12 protein-coding genes are annotated in these 16,434 nt (G+C 58.4%); 2 read left to right on the top strand and 10 right to left on the bottom strand.

The window, feature by feature from the left end; translation table 11 throughout:
* Positions 1 to 3: 3 nt before the first annotated feature.
* From nusB to glyA, 6 genes are all read right to left on the bottom strand, one after another.
* Positions 4 to 480, bottom strand: coding sequence for a transcription antitermination factor NusB (gene nusB, locus FMN52_RS05465; protein ID WP_104323162.1), 477 nt, complete (start codon positions 478 to 480; stop codon positions 4 to 6).
* Positions 480 to 956 carry a 6,7-dimethyl-8-ribityllumazine synthase gene (ribE, locus tag FMN52_RS05460; RefSeq protein ID WP_008170762.1) on the bottom strand — a complete coding sequence of 159 codons (477 nt, stop codon included), beginning with the start codon at positions 954 to 956 and terminating at the stop codon, positions 480 to 482. The genes nusB and ribE overlap by 1 nt, the downstream gene beginning before the upstream one ends.
* Positions 957 to 1,003: 47 nt before the next feature.
* Complete coding sequence (ribBA, locus tag FMN52_RS05455) at positions 1,004 to 2,119, bottom strand: bifunctional 3,4-dihydroxy-2-butanone-4-phosphate synthase/GTP cyclohydrolase II (RefSeq protein ID WP_148607650.1); 1,116 nt, start codon at positions 2,117 to 2,119, stop codon at positions 1,004 to 1,006.
* Positions 2,120 to 2,183: 64 nt separating this feature from the next.
* Positions 2,184 to 3,299 carry a bifunctional diaminohydroxyphosphoribosylaminopyrimidine deaminase/5-amino-6-(5-phosphoribosylamino)uracil reductase RibD gene (ribD, locus tag FMN52_RS05450; RefSeq protein WP_148607649.1) on the bottom strand — a complete coding sequence of 372 codons (1,116 nt, stop codon included), beginning with the start codon at positions 3,297 to 3,299 and terminating at the stop codon, positions 2,184 to 2,186.
* Positions 3,296 to 3,814 (bottom strand): transcriptional regulator NrdR, encoded by a 519-nt coding sequence (gene nrdR, locus FMN52_RS05445; protein ID WP_008170769.1) that lies wholly within the window; start codon positions 3,812 to 3,814, stop codon positions 3,296 to 3,298. Before nrdR ends, ribD begins: the two co-directional genes overlap by 4 nt.
* Positions 3,815 to 3,891: 77 nt before the next feature.
* Positions 3,892 to 5,145, bottom strand: a complete 1,254-nt coding sequence (gene glyA, locus FMN52_RS05440; RefSeq protein WP_148607648.1) for a serine hydroxymethyltransferase — start codon at positions 5,143 to 5,145, stop codon at positions 3,892 to 3,894.
* A 378-nt stretch (positions 5,146 to 5,523) separates the two neighbouring features.
* Between glyA and ettA the strand changes: the two genes are divergently transcribed.
* Together ettA and radA are read left to right on the top strand one after the other, a co-directional pair.
* Positions 5,524 to 7,185, top strand: coding sequence for an energy-dependent translational throttle protein EttA (ettA, locus tag FMN52_RS05435; protein ID WP_148607647.1), 1,662 nt, complete (start codon positions 5,524 to 5,526; stop codon positions 7,183 to 7,185).
* A 133-nt stretch (positions 7,186 to 7,318) separates the two neighbouring features.
* Positions 7,319 to 8,695 (top strand): DNA repair protein RadA, encoded by a 1,377-nt coding sequence (radA, locus tag FMN52_RS05430; protein ID WP_148607646.1) that lies wholly within the window; start codon positions 7,319 to 7,321, stop codon positions 8,693 to 8,695.
* Positions 8,696 to 8,701: 6 nt separating this feature from the next.
* On the opposite strand, the gene FMN52_RS05425 is transcribed toward radA, so the two are convergent.
* From FMN52_RS05425 to gltB, 4 genes are all read right to left on the bottom strand, one after another.
* Positions 8,702 to 9,070, bottom strand: coding sequence for a PilZ domain-containing protein (locus tag FMN52_RS05425; protein WP_148607645.1), 369 nt, complete (start codon positions 9,068 to 9,070; stop codon positions 8,702 to 8,704).
* A gap of 141 nt (positions 9,071 to 9,211) precedes the next feature.
* Positions 9,212 to 10,276: a uroporphyrinogen decarboxylase gene (gene hemE, locus FMN52_RS05420; RefSeq protein WP_148607644.1), complete on the bottom strand. Its 1,065-nt coding sequence runs from the start codon at positions 10,274 to 10,276 to the stop codon at positions 9,212 to 9,214.
* 127 nt (positions 10,277 to 10,403) lie between these two features.
* Positions 10,404 to 11,822, bottom strand: a complete 1,419-nt coding sequence (locus FMN52_RS05415) for an FAD-dependent oxidoreductase (protein ID WP_148607643.1) — start codon at positions 11,820 to 11,822, stop codon at positions 10,404 to 10,406.
* A 73-nt stretch (positions 11,823 to 11,895) separates the two neighbouring features.
* Complete coding sequence (gene gltB / locus FMN52_RS05410) at positions 11,896 to 16,344, bottom strand: glutamate synthase large subunit (RefSeq protein WP_148607642.1); 4,449 nt, start codon at positions 16,342 to 16,344, stop codon at positions 11,896 to 11,898.
* Positions 16,345 to 16,434 lie beyond the last annotated feature (90 nt).

Below are 16,434 nucleotides of genomic sequence, written 5' to 3'. Positions count from 1 at the left end.
CGGCTAACGGGCGCGGGTCTCGGCAAGCCGGAGTCGGCCGCTCAGCTTGTCGAGGATGCTGTTGACGAATTTATGACCCTCGGTGCCACCGAAGCGTTTGGCCATTTCAATGCCTTCGTTGATGACCACCTTGTAGGGCACATCAAGCCGATGCTTCAGTTCATAGGCCCCAAGTCGGACAATGGCCAGTTCCACAGGGTCAACCTCGTTAATAGGCCGATCCAGAAACGGCTCGATCAGCTTGTCCAGCTCGCCCTGCTCGCGATGTACGCCACGGAGCAGATCCCGGAAATACAGCAGGTCGACCTTGCTCATGTCGTTGTCGACCATGAACTCGGCTTCGATGTCAGAAATCGCCGTCTTGCTGAAATGCCGCTGATAAAGCCCTTGCATCGCCAGGGCCCTGGCACGGCGTCGATCACCGGCTTTGGGTTGGCCGGACGGGGCCGGCTGCGGTGATGTACCTTCAGTTTCGCTCATTACTCACCCAGCTTCTTGAACAGGCTGACCATTTCAAGGGCGGTTATCGCCGCTTCCGCGCCCTTGTTTCCAGCCTTGGTGCCTGAACGCTCGATGGCCTGTTCGATGGAATCCACCGTCAGCACACCGAACGTCACCGGCACGTCGGTATCAAGGCTGACCGCGCCAAGGCCACTGGAGGCCTCGCCGGCAACGTATTCGAAGTGGGGTGTACCGCCACGGATGACAGCCCCCAGGGCAATAATCGCATCGTACTCACCGGTTTCTGCAACGCGCTTAACGGCCAGAGGCATTTCATAGGCCCCAGGTACGCGAACGATGGTGACGTCGTCATCGGAAATACCATGCCGGCGCAGTGTGTCCAGCGCGCCTTCAACCAGACTCTCGACAACAAAACCGTTAAAACGACCGACTACGAGCGCATAACGCCCGCTGCACTCGGTAAAATCACCTTCAATTACTCTGATATCTGCCATCGATGGCTCCTTCACGTGTCGCGGCGTCGGGGCCGCGACCGGGTTTATCATTCAGGGGTATAGGGAACGTATTCAACAACTTCCAGATCAAAACCGGAAATAGCCGAGAATTTAATCGGCGGGCTCAACAGGCGCATTTTGCCAACACCAATATCCCGGAGAATCTGGGAACCAGTGCCTACGGTGAAGTAAACGCCGGAACTGCCCTTGCCAGAGGAGCCTTTACCCTGGTCGAAGAATTCCTGGATCCGGTCTTCCAGGTTGTAGCTGTCCTCGGCACTGTTCAGCAGGACAACCACACCCTTGCCTTCCTCCGCCACTTTTTCCAGAGCATGATGCAGAGGCCAGCTTCGGGAGTCCTTGCGGCGGGCTCCCAGAAGGTCCCGAAGGGTATCGGTTATGTGGACACGCACAAAGACGGGCTCGTCGGGGGAAATATCCCCCATCAACATGGCCAGGTGAGTCGCTCCCTGGATGTTGTCACGATAGGTCCGAAGCTTGAACACGCCATATTCGGTGTCCAGGTCGTTCTCTTCCACACACTCAACGGTGCGCTCGTTCATGGTGCGGTAGTGAATCAGATCGGCAATGGTGCCGATCTTGAGGTCATGCTCTTCGGCGAACCGCTCCAGATCTTCACGACGGGCCATTGAGCCGTCGTCATTCATGATCTCGCAGATCACACCTGCCGGCTCGCAACCGGCCAGTGCCGCAAGATCACAGGATGCTTCGGTGTGCCCCGCGCGGCTCAATACACCCCCCGGATCAGACATCAACGGGAAAATATGGCCGGGCTGGACCAAATCACTGGCCTTGGCATTGCGGGCTACCGCCGCCTGAACCGTACGGGCTCGGTCTGCGGCCGAGATGCCTGTAGTTACGCCCACAGCGGCCTCAATGGAGAGGGTAAACTTGGTCCCGAAGCCGGAGGCGTTCTGCTGAACCATCAGCGGCAGTCCCAGCTGCTCACAGCGGTCCCGGGTCATGGGCATGCAGATCAGGCCACGACCAAACCGGGCCATGAAGTTGATGGCTTCGGCCGTGCAATGCTCAGCAGCCATCACGAGATCGCCTTCATTCTCGCGATCCTCGTCATCCATCAGTATGACCATCTTGCCCTGACGGATATCTTCAATGATGTCTTCAATGCTGTTCAGTGCCATATGGTTTTGCACCCTTGCGGCGTTCCGGCGATTGTTGGCTTCCGGAACAGCCTGAGTTTATGGATTACCGGCGGGCAAGAATCAGACGCTGATCCTCACCTACCTGACGTCGGTCCAGCACGTTCCATTGTACTTTATCTGCCATGGTGTCCAGCGGCAGGTGTGCGGTCGGACGCCCCGTGCTGCCGAGGAAAACCGGCGCCTGATAGAGCCAGAGTTCATCGACCAGATTTTCGCTGATAAAGGTGCCGGCCAACGTGGGGCCCGCCTCAACCAGCAGCTCATTGATCCCGAGCTCGCCCAGCGAATCCAGCAGTTCGGCCAGATCAATGCCGTTATCCTTCCAGGCGACGCCAGTAAGGCTGATGCCAAGCGCAGCCAGATCCTGGGCCGGCGCTGTCGCCAGGGTTGATGAAGCACAGAACACCTGCACGTTGCCGCCCTGCAGGATCTTCGCCAAAGACGGCGTGCGCGCATCCCGGTCGGCGATCACCCGTAGAGGCTGCCTGGACGGCTCCGTCGCGTCACTGATATCGCCCAGCTCCTCGCGACGGACCGTCAATGACGGGTCATCTGCGAGCACCGTGCCAACACCGGTCAGGATGGCGTCACTGATCGCTCTCAGGCGCTGAACATCCCGACGGGCCTCTGCACCGGTTATCCACTGGCTTTCGCCGGAGGCCATGGCGGTGCGACCATCAAGGCTTGCAGCCATCTTAAGCCTCACCCAGGGCCGACCGGTGTTCATGCGCTTCATGAAACCCGGATTCAGTCGAATAGCTTCTTCCGCCAGCAAGCCCTCGGTAACCCGGACACCCGCTTCCCTAAGCATATCCAGCCCGCGACCAGACACCGAGGGATTCGGATCCTTGGTCGCGGCATACACATGGGCGATACCGGCATCAATCAGTGCTCTGGCACAGGGTGGCGTACGACCGAAGTGGCTGCACGGCTCCAGTGTTACGTACGCTGTCGCGCCCCGGGCATCGGGACCGGCCTGACTCAGGGCACGGATCTCCGCGTGTGCCTCTCCGGCGCGTTCATGCCAGCCTTCACCGAGCACCAGATCTCCCCGGGCTATAACACAGCCAACCCGGGGATTAGGATGAGTAGAGTACCGACCGCGCCAGGCAAGCTGGACAGCCCGCGCCATCATGGCCCTGTCGCGGTTCTCGATCATGCCTTTCCTTTCGGGGCGTGGTTATCCGCCAGCGCTTTAGCGACATCCACAGCCGCCTCACCGTTGCTGGCCGACAACCTCTCAATCTCTTCCTTGAATTCGTTAATATCCTGGAAGCTGCGATACACCGAAGCGAAGCGGACATAGGCAACCTTGTCCAACTGACGCAACTCGGTCATTACCTCCTCGCCCAGTTGCATGGATTTCACTTCCCGCTCGCCGGTCGCCCGCAAACGGTATTTGATCCGGTTCAGGGCCGCATCAATCTGCTCGATGCTCACCGGCCGCTTTTCCAGCGCTTTCATCAGCCCCGCACGCAGCTTTTCTTCATCAAACGGCTGCCGGGTACCATCCTGCTTGACCACCCGCGGCATCACCAGCTCGGCAGATTCGAAGGTCGTGAACCTTTCCCGACAGGACAGGCATTCCCTGCGGCGACGCACCTGATCACCCTCGGCCACAAGCCGGGAGTCAATCACCTTGGTATCTGCTTCACCACAGAAGGGACAATGCATAGTCAGGAACTCCGAGGAGGAAGCCGGGCCAACTGATCGGCCCGGCGGGTCATGCCTGTAGTCTAGCTATAAAACGATTAGCCGTAGACAGGGAAACGGGCGCAGAGCGCACTCACCTGCTCACGAACCCGGCTGTTGACCGCGTCATCGTCCAGGTTATCGAGGATATCGCAGATCCAGCCGGCCAGGTCACGACACTCGGATTCGCCGAAACCGCGTGTGGTGATCGCCGGGGTACCAATACGAAGACCGGAAGTAACGAACGGAGACCGGGGATCATTGGGAACCGCGTTCTTGTTCACGGTGATGTGGGCACGGCCCAGTGCCGCATCCGCATCTTTACCGGTTATGTCCTGTTTGATGAGGCTGACCAGGAACAGGTGGTTCTTGGTGCCACCGGAAACCACGTCATAACCACGGTCAACGAACACCTGAGCCATGGCAGAGGCGTTCTTCACAACCTGCTGCTGGTAGGTCTTGAACTCGTCACTCATGGCTTCCTTGAAACACACAGCCTTGGCGGCTATCACGTGCATCAACGGGCCGCCCTGGCCGCCGGGGAAGACGGCAGAGTTCAGTTTCTTTTGCAGGTCGGCGTCGTCACAGGCCAGGATCAGGCCACCACGGGGACCGCGCAGGGTCTTGTGGGTGGTGGTTGCGATCACGTGAGCATGAGGAACCGGATCCGGGTAGACGCCGGCAGCAACGAGGCCAGCCACATGAGCCATATCCACAAACAGGTAGGCACCAACCTTGTCGGCAATCTCGCGGAAGCGGGCGAAATCCAGCTCCTGGGAATAAGCGGAGAAGCCGGCAATGATCATCTTCGGCTTGTGCTCAACCGCCAGGGCTTCCACTTCGTCGTAATCAATCAGGCCGGTTTCCGGGTTCAGACCATACTGCACGGCGTGATAGATCTTGCCGGAAAAGTTCACGCTTGCACCGTGGGTCAGGTGACCACCATGCGCCAGGCTCATACCGAGCACGGTATCACCGGGCTTGAGCAGTGCCATGAACACAGCGGAGTTAGCCTGGGAGCCGGAATGCGGCTGGACGTTGGCATAAGCAGCACCAAACAGCTCCTTGGCACGCTCAATCGCCAGATCTTCGGCAATATCCACGAACTCGCAGCCGCCGTAGTAGCGCTTGCCAGGATAGCCTTCCGCATATTTGTTGGTCAGCACGCTGCCCTGAGCTTCCATCACCCTTGGGCTGGTGTAGTTCTCCGACGCGATCAGCTCGATGTGAGCTTCCTGACGCTTCTCTTCCGCCTGCATGGCGTTCCAGAGTTCGTCGTCAAACCCGGCGATTTTCATTTCACGATTAAACATGGATGCGCTGCCCCTGTGTGCTTGGCTGGCCCGGAGAGCTTTGGCGATCTCCGCAGGCTCCCTGAAAAATTGGGCCGCTATTCTATCTTACAAACGGGTGAAAAATCATCCTTTATACCGTCCGCAGATACCGGCATGCGGCCAACTCCGGTTTCTGCTCAATTGCTATCAAAGGTAGGTTTCGATACCTTACCGGTTCAATAGCAATCAGTCCGATCAAGGGCGGCGGGGCTGGCCTTCCGGGATCGTCAAAATCAGGGATGATTTTGTCGAGCTTACATGGACGTATTTACAGCGTATCCAGGAAGGCCAGCCCCGCCGCCCGAGCCATCAGTTTCCGAATTCACGAACCTGTTATATCAAGAGGTGTACGCCAACATGGCCCAATACGTTTACACCATGAACCGCGTGGGCAAGGTGGTCCCGCCCAAGCGCGAGATACTGAAAGACATCTCATTGAGCTTCTTCCCAGGCGCCAAGATCGGCGTTCTGGGCCTCAACGGTGCCGGTAAATCCACCCTGCTCCGCATTATGGCGGGCGTGGATCAGGATTACATCGGTGAAGCCCGCCCGCAGCCCGGCATCAACGTAGGCTATCTGCCCCAGGAGCCGGAGCTGGACGAAGAGAAAACCGTCAAGGAAATCGTGGATGAGTCGGTTTCCGGTGTGCATGACGCCCTGGCCGAATTGGACCAGGTGTACGCAGCCTACGCCGAACCGGATGCCGACTTTGACGCCCTGGCCAAGAAGCAGGGCGAACTGGAGGCTTATATCCAGGCCACCGACGGCCACGATATTGAACGCAAGATGGAAGTTGCCGCGGACGCACTGCGCCTTCCACCCTGGGATCAGAAAGTCAGCGTTCTTTCCGGTGGTGAACGCCGCCGGGTGGCCCTGTGCCGCCTGCTGCTGTCCGGCCCGGACATGCTGCTGCTGGACGAGCCTACCAACCATCTGGATGCCGAATCCGTGGCCTGGCTGGAGCGATTCCTGCACGACTACGAAGGCACCGTGGTCGCCATCACTCACGACCGGTACTTCCTCGATAATGTCGCCGGCTGGATCCTGGAGCTGGACCGCGGCCATGGCATTCCGTTCGAAGGCAACTACAGCCAGTGGCTGGAGAACAAGGAAAAGCGCCTGGAGATGGAATCCAAACAGGAAGCCTCTCACCAGAAAGCCATCAAACAGGAACTGGAGTGGGTGCGCAGTAACGCCAAAGGCCGCCAGTCCAAGAGCAAGGCCCGTCTGGCCCGCTTTGAGGAGATGAGCTCACAGGAATTCCAGAAGCGCAACGAAACCAACGAGCTCTACATTCCGCCCGGACCACGCCTTGGCAACAAGGTGATCGAGGTGGAAGGCATCAGCAAGTCCTTCGGTGACCGCCTGCTGTATGAAGATGTGTCCTTCAGCGTACCGCCCGGCGCCATTGTGGGTATTATCGGTGGTAACGGGGCCGGCAAATCCACCCTGTTCAAGATGATCGCAGGTTTTGACAAGCCTGACTCCGGTGACATTACCGTCGGCGAAACCGTGGAACTGGCCTACGTGGACCAGATGCGCGACCTGGACGGCAGCAAAACCGTCTGGGAGGAACTCTCCGACGGCAATGACATCATCAAGGTTGGCAACTACGAGACGCCCTCCCGAGCCTACGTGGGCCGCTTCAACTTCAAGGGCAGCGACCAGCAGAAACGGGTTGGCGACCTGTCCGGCGGTGAGCGCAACCGCCTGCACCTGGCCAAACTGCTGAAACAGGGCGGCAACGTGCTGCTGCTGGATGAGCCAACCAACGATCTGGACGTGGAAACCCTCCGCGCCCTGGAAGAAGCCCTGCTGAACTTCCCGGGCTCCGCCCTGGTTATCTCGCACGACCGCTGGTTCCTCGACCGTGTAGCCAGCCATATCCTTGCATTCGAAGATGATGGCGAGGTCGTGTACTTTGAGGGCAACTTCACGGAGTACGATGAGGACTTCAAGAAGCGCAAGGGTGACTCTGCCATGCAGCCCCAGCGCATGAAGTACAAGAAGCTTGCGTAAGGCCCTGTGTCGGATTACGGCCCTGCGGGCCTAATCCGACCTACGTATTGCCCTGAACTGAGATATATCCCGCGTAGGTCGGATTAGGCGCAGCCGTAATCCGACAGCCAACCCGGAAGGTAGCAACAACCCCATGGCCAAACCCAAAACCGCCTTTGTCTGCACCGAATGTGGTGCGGACTACTCCAAATGGCAGGGCCAGTGCACGGCGTGCCAGGCCTGGAATACCGTCAGCGAAGTCCGCGGCGTCAGCAGCAACAGCAAAGGCGTCCGCGGTGCCCGCTTTGAGGGATTCGCCGGCAGCCTATCCGAAGTTCAGAGCCTGGACGACGTCAGCCTGGCAGAGCAGCCACGCATCAGCTCCGGCATGCAGGAGTTTGATCGGGTTCTGGGCGGAGGTCTCGTCGAGGGGTCGGCTGTTCTGATGGGCGGCCACCCGGGCGCGGGCAAAAGCACGCTTCTGCTCCAGGCCGTCTGCCATCTTGCAGCCAGCGTCCCCGCACTGTATGTCACCGGTGAGGAATCGCTTCAGCAGGTTGCCATGCGCGCCAAACGTCTGGGCCTGCCGACCCAAGACCTGAAGATGCTGTCCGAAACCAGTGTCGAGCGAGTCATGCAGGTGGCCGAAGCGGAAAAACCCCGAATTCTGGTGGTAGACAGTATTCAGGTGATGCACATGGCGGATATCGAGTCCGCACCTGGCAGCGTCTCCCAGGTGCGGGAAAGCGCAGCCTACCTGACCCGTTTCGCCAAGCAGACCGGCACCATCCTGTTCCTGGTCGGCCACGTCACCAAAGACGGCAGCCTGGCGGGCCCGAAAGTCCTGGAACACATGATCGACTGTTCAATCCTGCTGGAAGGTTCCAGCGACAGCCGTTATCGAACCCTGCGCGGCATCAAGAACCGGTTTGGTGCGGTCAATGAGCTGGGCGTCTTCGCGATGCTGGAACAGGGTCTTAAGGAAGTGAAGAACCCCAGCGCAATCTTCCTGAACCGCGGCGAAGAGGCGGCTCCGGGAAGCGTGGTGATGGTCGTCTGGGAAGGCACCCGCCCCATGCTGGTGGAAATCCAGGCTCTGGTGGACATGGCTCAGGGCGGTTACCCGAGACGGGTCGCGGTCGGCCTCGATCAGAACCGGCTGGCCATGCTCCTCGCCGTTTTACACCGTCATGGCGGTATGCACGTGTCCGACCAGGATGTCTTCGTAAACGTGGTCGGCGGCGTGAAGGTAAACGAAACCAGCGCCGATTTGGCGTTGCTGGCCGCGATTGTTTCCTCCTTCCGCGACCGCGCCCTTCCCCAAGACCTGGTGATCTTCGGCGAAGTCGGCCTCTCCGGAGAGATTCGCCCGGTACCCAGCGGCCAGGAACGAATTTACGAAGCCGCCAAACACGGTTTCACCCGGGCCCTGGTGCCAAAATCCAATGCCCCGCGTAAGACGATTGAGGGCATGAAGGTGATTCCGGTAACCAAGCTCAGTGATGCGCTCACGGCTCTTGAGGAACTTTAGAGGGATCTAGTCGATAAGATGCGCGAACTCTCGTTCGAGCAACGCCTGGTCTCCCAGGTTGAGCTCAACGAGGCGCTTGAGGTGGGTCGCGCTGTCGAGGTCAATGTACTGGCATTTAAAACCAAGCCTGTGCGGCTCTATATGCCGAAGCTCCACTGCCATCACAATACCTGCCTCGTGATCATTAAGGTGAATAATCACTTCACAGGGCTGCTTTAACGGTACGCCCCAACCTTCCGGGCGCTTTACCAGAACGCCCTTCAAAGAAATATCCAGCACCTCGGTCTTCCAGACAGCTTCCAGGCAATGCAGCTCGCAGGGCGCGTCGAAATCGATCCGGTGGAATCGGCGTTTTTCGGGAGTCTTGGTGGGCAAGTGGTTACTCCTGTTTACCAGTCTTGTTTTACCTGACTATAGACCGTACAGAAGAATGCATCCAGAGGAGTTTTGGGTTGTGCGGAACTAGTCGGGTTAAGCACGCTATGCGTGCTTAACCCGACCTACTGGCGTGCAGTCTTAACGGTGATAGTCCGGGCTCAATTCAACGACGGCTTCAATAAACGCCCTGGCATGCTCCGGATCCACATCCGGCGTAATGCCGTGCCCGAGATTGAAGATATGCCCATTGCCGGAACCGAAGCGCCTCAGGATATCGGCCACTTCCTTACGAATCCGCTCGGGCGGCGCATACAGCATGGCCGGATCCATGTTGCCCTGGAGGGCAACCCGGTCGCCAATGCGAGCGCGGGCATTGCCGATGTCAGTGGTCCAGTCCAGCCCAACGGCATCCGCGCCGGAATCGGCTATGGATTCCAGCCACTGACCGCCGTTCTTGGTAAACAGAATCACCGGTACCCGGCGACCATCGCTCTCGCGAATCAGGCCATCGACGATCTTCTTCATGTAGCGAAGCGAGAACTCCTCATACGCCCAGCTGCTCAAAACGCCACCCCAGGTATCGAAAATCTGAACGGCCTGGGCACCGACCTTGATCTGGCCATTGAGGTAATCAATGACCGCGTCGGCCAGATGGTCCAGCAAGCGGTGCATAACCTCCGGCTGGCCGTACATGAGCTTCTTCGCCTCCCTGAAATCCTTGGAAGAGCCGCCTTCAATCATATAGGTGGCGAGGGTCCACGGGCTGCCGGAGAAGCCGATCAAGGGAACGCTGCCATTCAAGGCACCCCGGATGGTAGAAACCGCGTTCATGACGTAATCCAGGTCCACCTCAGCGTTGATCTTCGGCAGAGCAGCAACATCAGCCTCGGAGCGGATCGTGTTCCGGAATTTTGGGCCCTCGCCCGTTTCGAAGTACAGGCCGAGACCCAATGCATCCGGAATGGTCAGAATATCTGAAAACAGGATGGCCGCATCCAGCGGGAAGCGCTCCAGGGGCTGAAGCGTCACTTCACAGGCCAACGGCGTGTTCTTGCACAAGCTAAGAAAGTCCCCGGCCTTTGCCCTTGTTGCACGGTATTCCGGCAAGTATCGCCCTGCCTGGCGCATCATCCAAACCGGTGTGCGGTCCACGGGCTGGCGCATCAGGGCGCGCAGGAAACGGTCATTCTTCAGCTCGGTCATAGGAAATCCAGCGTGTTCTGTACAAAGGGAAAAATGGAATGGGGAGCCATAATACCCGGTTTGCGGGAATAAAAAAGGGCGGCTTTCCCTTAGGAAACCGCCCTTCTGATCAGGATCAATCCTGCAATCAGATATCCAGGTAATCCATGATACCTTCGGCAGCCTGACGACCTTCCCAGATAGCGGTTACGACCAGATCCGAACCACGGACCATGTCCCCGCCCGCGAAGATTTTCTCGTTGCTGGTCTGGAACATGAACTCGGACTCTTCCGGCGCCGTTACCCGGCCCGAATCGTCGGTATTCACCTTCACCTCATCAAACCAGTCGGCTGGACTCGGACGGAACCCGAAGGCCACCAGAACCGCATCGGCGGGAATAACTTCCTCACTGCCCGGAACCACTTCCGGACGGCGACGGCCATTTTCATCAGGATCGCCCAGTCGGGTCTGGACCACTTTCACACCTTCAACCCGGTCTTCGCCAATGATGGCAATAGGCTGACGGTTGAAGAAGAACTTAACGCCCTCTTCCTTGGCGTTGGCCACTTCCTTCCGGGAGCCCGGCATGTTGGCCTCGTCACGGCGGTAGGCACAGGTAACGCTCTCGGCCTGTTGACGGATCGACGTGCGATTGCAGTCCATGGCTGTATCACCGCCACCCAGAACAACCACCCGTTTGCCTTTCATGTCAATGAAGTCCGCTTCGTCTTTCTCGAAGCCCAGACGACGGTTAACGTTGGATACCAGGAACGGCAGTGCATCGTAAACGCCCGGCAGGTTCTCTCCCGGGAAACCACCTTTCATGTAGGTGTAGGTGCCCATGCCCATGAAAACGGCATCGTACTCGTCAATGATATCCTGCAGCTGAACGTCCTTGCCCACCTCGGTAGACAGGCGGAATTCCACGCCCATTTCCTCGAACACCTTGCGGCGACGGGTCATGACCGACTTTTCCAACTTGAACTCGGGGATACCGAACGTTAGCAGACCACCGATTTCCGGATAGATATCGAATACAACCGGCTTGACGCCGTTGCGAACCAGGACGTCCGCGCACCCCAGCCCGGCAGGGCCGGCGCCGATGACGGCAACCTTTTTATCGGTCCACTTCACTGCGGACATATCGGGTTTCCAGCCCAGGGCAAAAGCGGTGTCGGTAATGTATTTCTCAACAGACCCGATGGTGACCGCACCATAACCGTCGTTCAGCGTACAGGCACCTTCACACAGGCGATCCTGCGGACAAACGCGACCGCAAACCTCAGGCAAGGAGTTGGTCTGGTGACACAACTCAACGGCTCGCATGATGTTGCCTTCGGAAACCAGCTTGAGCCAGTTCGGGATGTAGTTGTGAACCGGGCACTTCCATTCACAATACGGGTTACCACACTCAAGACAGCGGTGGGACTGGGACGCCGCATTATCCGCCGTGAAAGGGTGGTAGATTTCACCAAACTCTTTCTTCCGCTTCCTGGCCGGGACCTTCTTCGGGTCGACCCGCCCTACTTCGACAAACTGGAAGTCGTTACTCAGTCGTTCTTTCATCAGGATGCTCTCATCAACTCGATTTCGACAAGGGCGGCAGTCAGGCTGCGCGCCCCCAAACCCTCGTAGCCTCTTATTCCGGACGCGCCCGGGTGCTGGCCAGCAGGCTGCGCAAATTGGCGGCCTTAGGTTTCACCAGCCAGAAACGGCCGATGTAGTCGTCGAAATTCTCAAGAATGTGCTCTGCCCACTCGCTGCCGGTTTCCGAAATATGCTCCCGGATAACGCCGCGCAGATGGTTACGGTAGGACTCCATGTCTTCGCTGGAAATCCGCTGAATCTCCACCAGCTCGTGGTTGTACTTGTCCACGAATGTGTTGTTGAGATCCATCACATAGGCAAAGCCACCGGTCATACCAGCGCCGAAATTGTGCCCCGTTGAGCCAAGAACGGTCACCAGACCACCCGTCATGTACTCACAGCAGTGGTCACCCGCGCCTTCCACAACCGCATGGGCGCCGGAGTTGCGGACCGCAAAGCGTTCACCTGCCGTTCCTGCCGCGAAGAGCTTGCCGCCCGTCGCACCGTACAGGCAAGTGTTGCCAACAATGGAGGTTTCCTGCGTCTTGAAAGCGCTGCCGCGGGGCGGCTTAACCACCAGCTTGCCACCGGTCATGCCCTTACCAACGTAATCGTTGGCATCCCCTTCAAGGATCAGGTTGAGACCACCCACGTTCCAGACACCAAAGCTCTGGCCGGCCGTACCGGTCAGATCCAGAGTGATCGGTGCATCGACCATACCCTGGTTACCATGGATCTGGGCAATTTCGCCAGACAGGCGGGCACCGATGGAGCGGTCGCAGTTGGTTACCCGATAGGACCAGGCACCACCGCTCTTTTCCTTGATCGCCGCGGCTGTATCCTGAACCATCTGTTCCGCGAGCTTACCCTCATCGAACGGGTGATTCCGCTCCACCTGACAGGTCTGCGGCTTGTCCGCGGGAATATGATCGTTGGACAGCAGGCGGCTGAGATCCAGCTTCTTCTGGCGCTCGGTATCGCCCGGCAAGCGCTCCAGCAGATCAACGCGGCCGACTAGTTCTTCAAGGCTGCGCACGCCCAGCTTCGCCATCCACTCGCGGGTTTCTTCAGCCACGAAGCGGAAGAAATTCATGGCCATTTCCACCGTGCCCTTGAAGTGCTCTTCACGGAGGTGATCGTTCTGGGTAGCCACACCGGTCGCGCAGTTATTCAGGTGACAGATACGGAGGTATTTACAGCCCAACGCCACCATCGGCGTGGTACCGAAACCAAAACTCTCGGCACCTAGGATCGCGCCTTTCACTACATCCAGACCGGTCTTGATGCCGCCATCAGTCTGCAGACGGATTTTGCCCCGCAGATCGTTGGCCCTCAGGGCCTGCTGGGTTTCGGTCAGCCCGAGCTCCCAGGGAGAACCAGCGTAGCGAATAGAGGTCAGCGGACTTGCTGCCGTACCACCATCGTAGCCAGATACGGTAATAAGGTCGGCGTAAGCCTTGGCCACACCCGCCGCGATCGTACCGACACCTGGCTCGGAGACCAGTTTCACAGACACCAGAGCCTGGGGATTGACCTGTTTGAGGTCAAAAATCAGCTGGGCCAGATCCTCGATGGAGTAGATATCGTGGTGCGGCGGCGGTGAAATCAGGGTCACGCCGGGCACCGAATAACGCAGACGGGCAATCAGATCATTGACCTTGCCACCGGGCAGCTGGCCACCCTCACCGGGCTTCGCGCCCTGGGCAACCTTGATCTGCATGACATCAGCGCTGCGCAGGTACTCGGCTGTAACGCCGAAACGCCCGGAGGCCACCTGCTTGATCTTGGAACGCTTTTCAGTGCCATAACGAGCGGGATCTTCGCCACCCTCGCCGGAGTTCGAGCGTCCCCCCAGGGTGTTCATGGCGACCGCCAGAGCCTCATGGGCCTCTGGAGACAGAGCACCCAGGGACATGGCCGCCGAATCAAAGCGCGGGAAGATGTTTTCTGCCGGCTCAACCTCGGCCAGATCAATCTCTTTGAGATCTTTCCGGAAGCCCAGCAGATCCCGCAGGGTTGCTACCGGACGCTCGTTGACCAGACCAGCGTACTCTTTGTAGTGACCATAGTCGCCACTGGTTACCGCTTCTTGCAGTTTGCCAACTACATCCGGGTTAAATGCATGGTATTCCTGGCCATGGACGTACTTCAGCAGACCACCCTGGACAATGGGCTTGCGCGGCTTCCAGGCTACGGAGGCCAGTTGCTCCTGGTCCTGCTGGAAGTCGAAGAACCCTGCACCCTGGATCCTGCTTGGTACACCCTTGAAGCACAGGTCAACAACATCATCTGCCAGACCGATCGCCTCAAACAGCTGGGCGCCACGGTAGGACGTGATGGTCGAAATACCCATCTTAGAAAGTATCTTCAGCAGCCCCTTGTTGATGCCCTTCCGGTAGTTGTTCTTGGCATCGATCGGATCCATCAGCAGCTCGCCGGTACGAATCAGATCGTTCAGAACCTGATAGGCAAGGTACGGATAGACCGCCGTCGCACCAAAACCGAAAAGCACAGCGAAATGATGGGGATCGCGAGCCCAACCGGTCTCAACAATGATGTTGGAATCGCAGCGCAAACCTTTCTTGACCAGGTGGTGGTGGACCGCACCGGTTGCCATCAGGGCGTTGACCGGCAGCTCACCCTCCTTCAGATCTTTATCGGTGAGAATCAGCAGAACCTTGCCATCCCGGACGGCCTGTTCCGCTTCCTCACAAACCTGACGAATCGCCTGCTCCAGCCCCTGCTCCGGACGGTAGCTCATGGAGATACGAGCCACCTCGAACCCGGGGCGGTCGTTGTTGGCAATCTTCAGGAACTTGGCCGGAGACAGCACAGGCGTGGTCAGGATGATGCGATCCGCGTGATCGGCGGTTTCCTCGAACACGTTACGCTCCGCCCCAAGACAGGTCTCCAGGGACATGACAATCGCCTCACGCAGAGGGTCGATCGCCGGATTGGTCACCTGGGCGAACTTCTGACGGAAATAGTCAGCAACGTGGCGGACTTTGCTTGAAAGCACGGCCATGGGAGTATCGTCACCCATGGAGCCGACCGCTTCCTGGCCGTTCTCCGCCAGCGGGCGCAAGACCTGGTCACGCTCTTCGAAGGACACCATGAACATCTTCTGGTGCACCAGAAGTTCGTCGGAGTCCATCAACCTGAAATCCGGAGTATCCTGGTTCAGCGTGGTTTCCACGCGCAGCGCGTTCTCACGAAGCCAGCGCTTGTATGGCTGCGCCGTCTTCAGGCGCTGATCAATGTCCTTGGTGTGCAGCACTTCACCGGATTCGGTGTCGATTGCCAGCATCTGTCCCGGCCCGACACGCCCTTTGGCAACCACGTCATCCGGCTGATAGCCGTATGTACCGATCTCCGATGCCAAAGTGATGAAATCATCCTTGGTAATGACCCACCGGGCCGGACGCAGGCCGTTTCGGTCCAGCATGCAGACCGCATAGCGACCGTCGGACATGACCAGGCCAGCCGGCCCATCCCAGGGCTCCATATGCATGGAGTTGTATTCATAGAAGGCTCGCAGCTCCGAGTCCATGCTGTCGACATTCTGCCAGGCCGGCGGAATCATCATGCGAACAGCGCGGAACAGGTCGACGCCACCGGCAAGCAGCACCTCGAGCATGTTGTCCATGCTCGAGGAGTCGGAACCGGTGAGATTCACCAGCGGCTGCAGAGTCTGCAGATCGGGAAGTTCCGGTGAACTGAACTTGGCGGCCCGGGCGATGGCCCAGTTGCGGTTACCGTCAATGGTATTGATCTCACCGTTGTGAGCCAGATACCGGAATGGCTGGGCCAGCGGCCAACGTGGCATGGTGTTGGTGGAGAACCGCTGGTGGAATACACAGATCGCGGTCTCAAGATCCGGGTCTCCCAGATCCTTGTAGAAGTTTGCCAGGTCCGCCGGCATCATCAGGCCCTTGTAGGCCAGGGTGCGGTGGGACAGGCTGCAGATATAGAATTCCGGATCGTCGGCCATATCGCTTTCGGCGTGTCGGCGACCCACGAACAAGCTGATCGCAAAATCACGCTCTGCCTTGTCGGCAGGTACCACAAAAACCTGTTCAATGCGGGGCAGGCAATCCAATGCCATGGGTCCCAGGCAGCTATCATCCACCGGCACGTCACGCCAGCCGAGGATTTCCAGGCCCTGTTCGGTTAAACGCTTTTCAATGGCCGCACGACCGGCGGCAGCCTTGTTTTCATCGGGGTTGAGAAACACCTGGCCCACGGCGAAGAGGTCGCCTGGTTCTTTGCCGAACGCTGCCTTGGCGGCTTTTTTCAGAAAGCCATCCGGGCTCTGGATCAGAAGGCCACAACCATCGCCGGTCTTTCCGTCTGCAGCGATACCACCTCGGTGGGTCATGCAGGTCAGAGACTCGATGGCAGTTTGCAACAACTTGTGGCTGGCCTCGCCCTTCATATGGGCAATCAGACCGAACCCGCAGTTGTCCCTGAATTCATCGGGATGATACAAACCTGTCATCATAAGCGTTATCTCACATAGAAATGCTTTTCAATCAGAGGGTTAGTTGGCGCGTAGCCATACAACCACCCTTTGACACTGAAAATGGGGGCT

This window comes from Marinobacter sp. BW6, assembly GCF_008107725.1.
Lineage (GTDB): Bacteria > Pseudomonadota > Gammaproteobacteria > Pseudomonadales > Oleiphilaceae > Marinobacter.
The sequence above is the reverse complement of the archived record's forward strand: the minus strand, read 5'-3'. Positions and strand labels throughout refer to the sequence as shown.

Coding starts and splice junctions, on each gene's coding strand:
- gltB (WP_148607642.1), bottom strand. CDS start 16,344: ATGATGACAGGTTTGTATCATCCCGATGAATTCAGGGACAACTGCGGG.
- ettA (WP_148607647.1), top strand. CDS start 5,524: ATGGCCCAATACGTTTACACCATGAACCGCGTGGGCAAGGTGGTCCCG.
- nusB (WP_104323162.1), bottom strand. CDS start 480: ATGAGCGAAACTGAAGGTACATCACCGCAGCCGGCCCCGTCCGGCCAA.
- ribD (WP_148607649.1), bottom strand. CDS start 3,299: ATGATCGAGAACCGCGACAGGGCCATGATGGCGCGGGCTGTCCAGCTT.
- hemE (WP_148607644.1), bottom strand. CDS start 10,276: ATGACCGAGCTGAAGAATGACCGTTTCCTGCGCGCCCTGATGCGCCAG.
- radA (WP_148607646.1), top strand. CDS start 7,319: ATGGCCAAACCCAAAACCGCCTTTGTCTGCACCGAATGTGGTGCGGAC.
- glyA (WP_148607648.1), bottom strand. CDS start 5,145: ATGTTTAATCGTGAAATGAAAATCGCCGGGTTTGACGACGAACTCTGG.
- ribE (WP_008170762.1), bottom strand. CDS start 956: ATGGCAGATATCAGAGTAATTGAAGGTGATTTTACCGAGTGCAGCGGG.
- nrdR (WP_008170769.1), bottom strand. CDS start 3,814: ATGCATTGTCCCTTCTGTGGTGAAGCAGATACCAAGGTGATTGACTCC.
- ribBA (WP_148607650.1), bottom strand. CDS start 2,119: ATGGCACTGAACAGCATTGAAGACATCATTGAAGATATCCGTCAGGGC.
- FMN52_RS05415 (WP_148607643.1), bottom strand. CDS start 11,822: ATGAAAGAACGACTGAGTAACGACTTCCAGTTTGTCGAAGTAGGGCGG.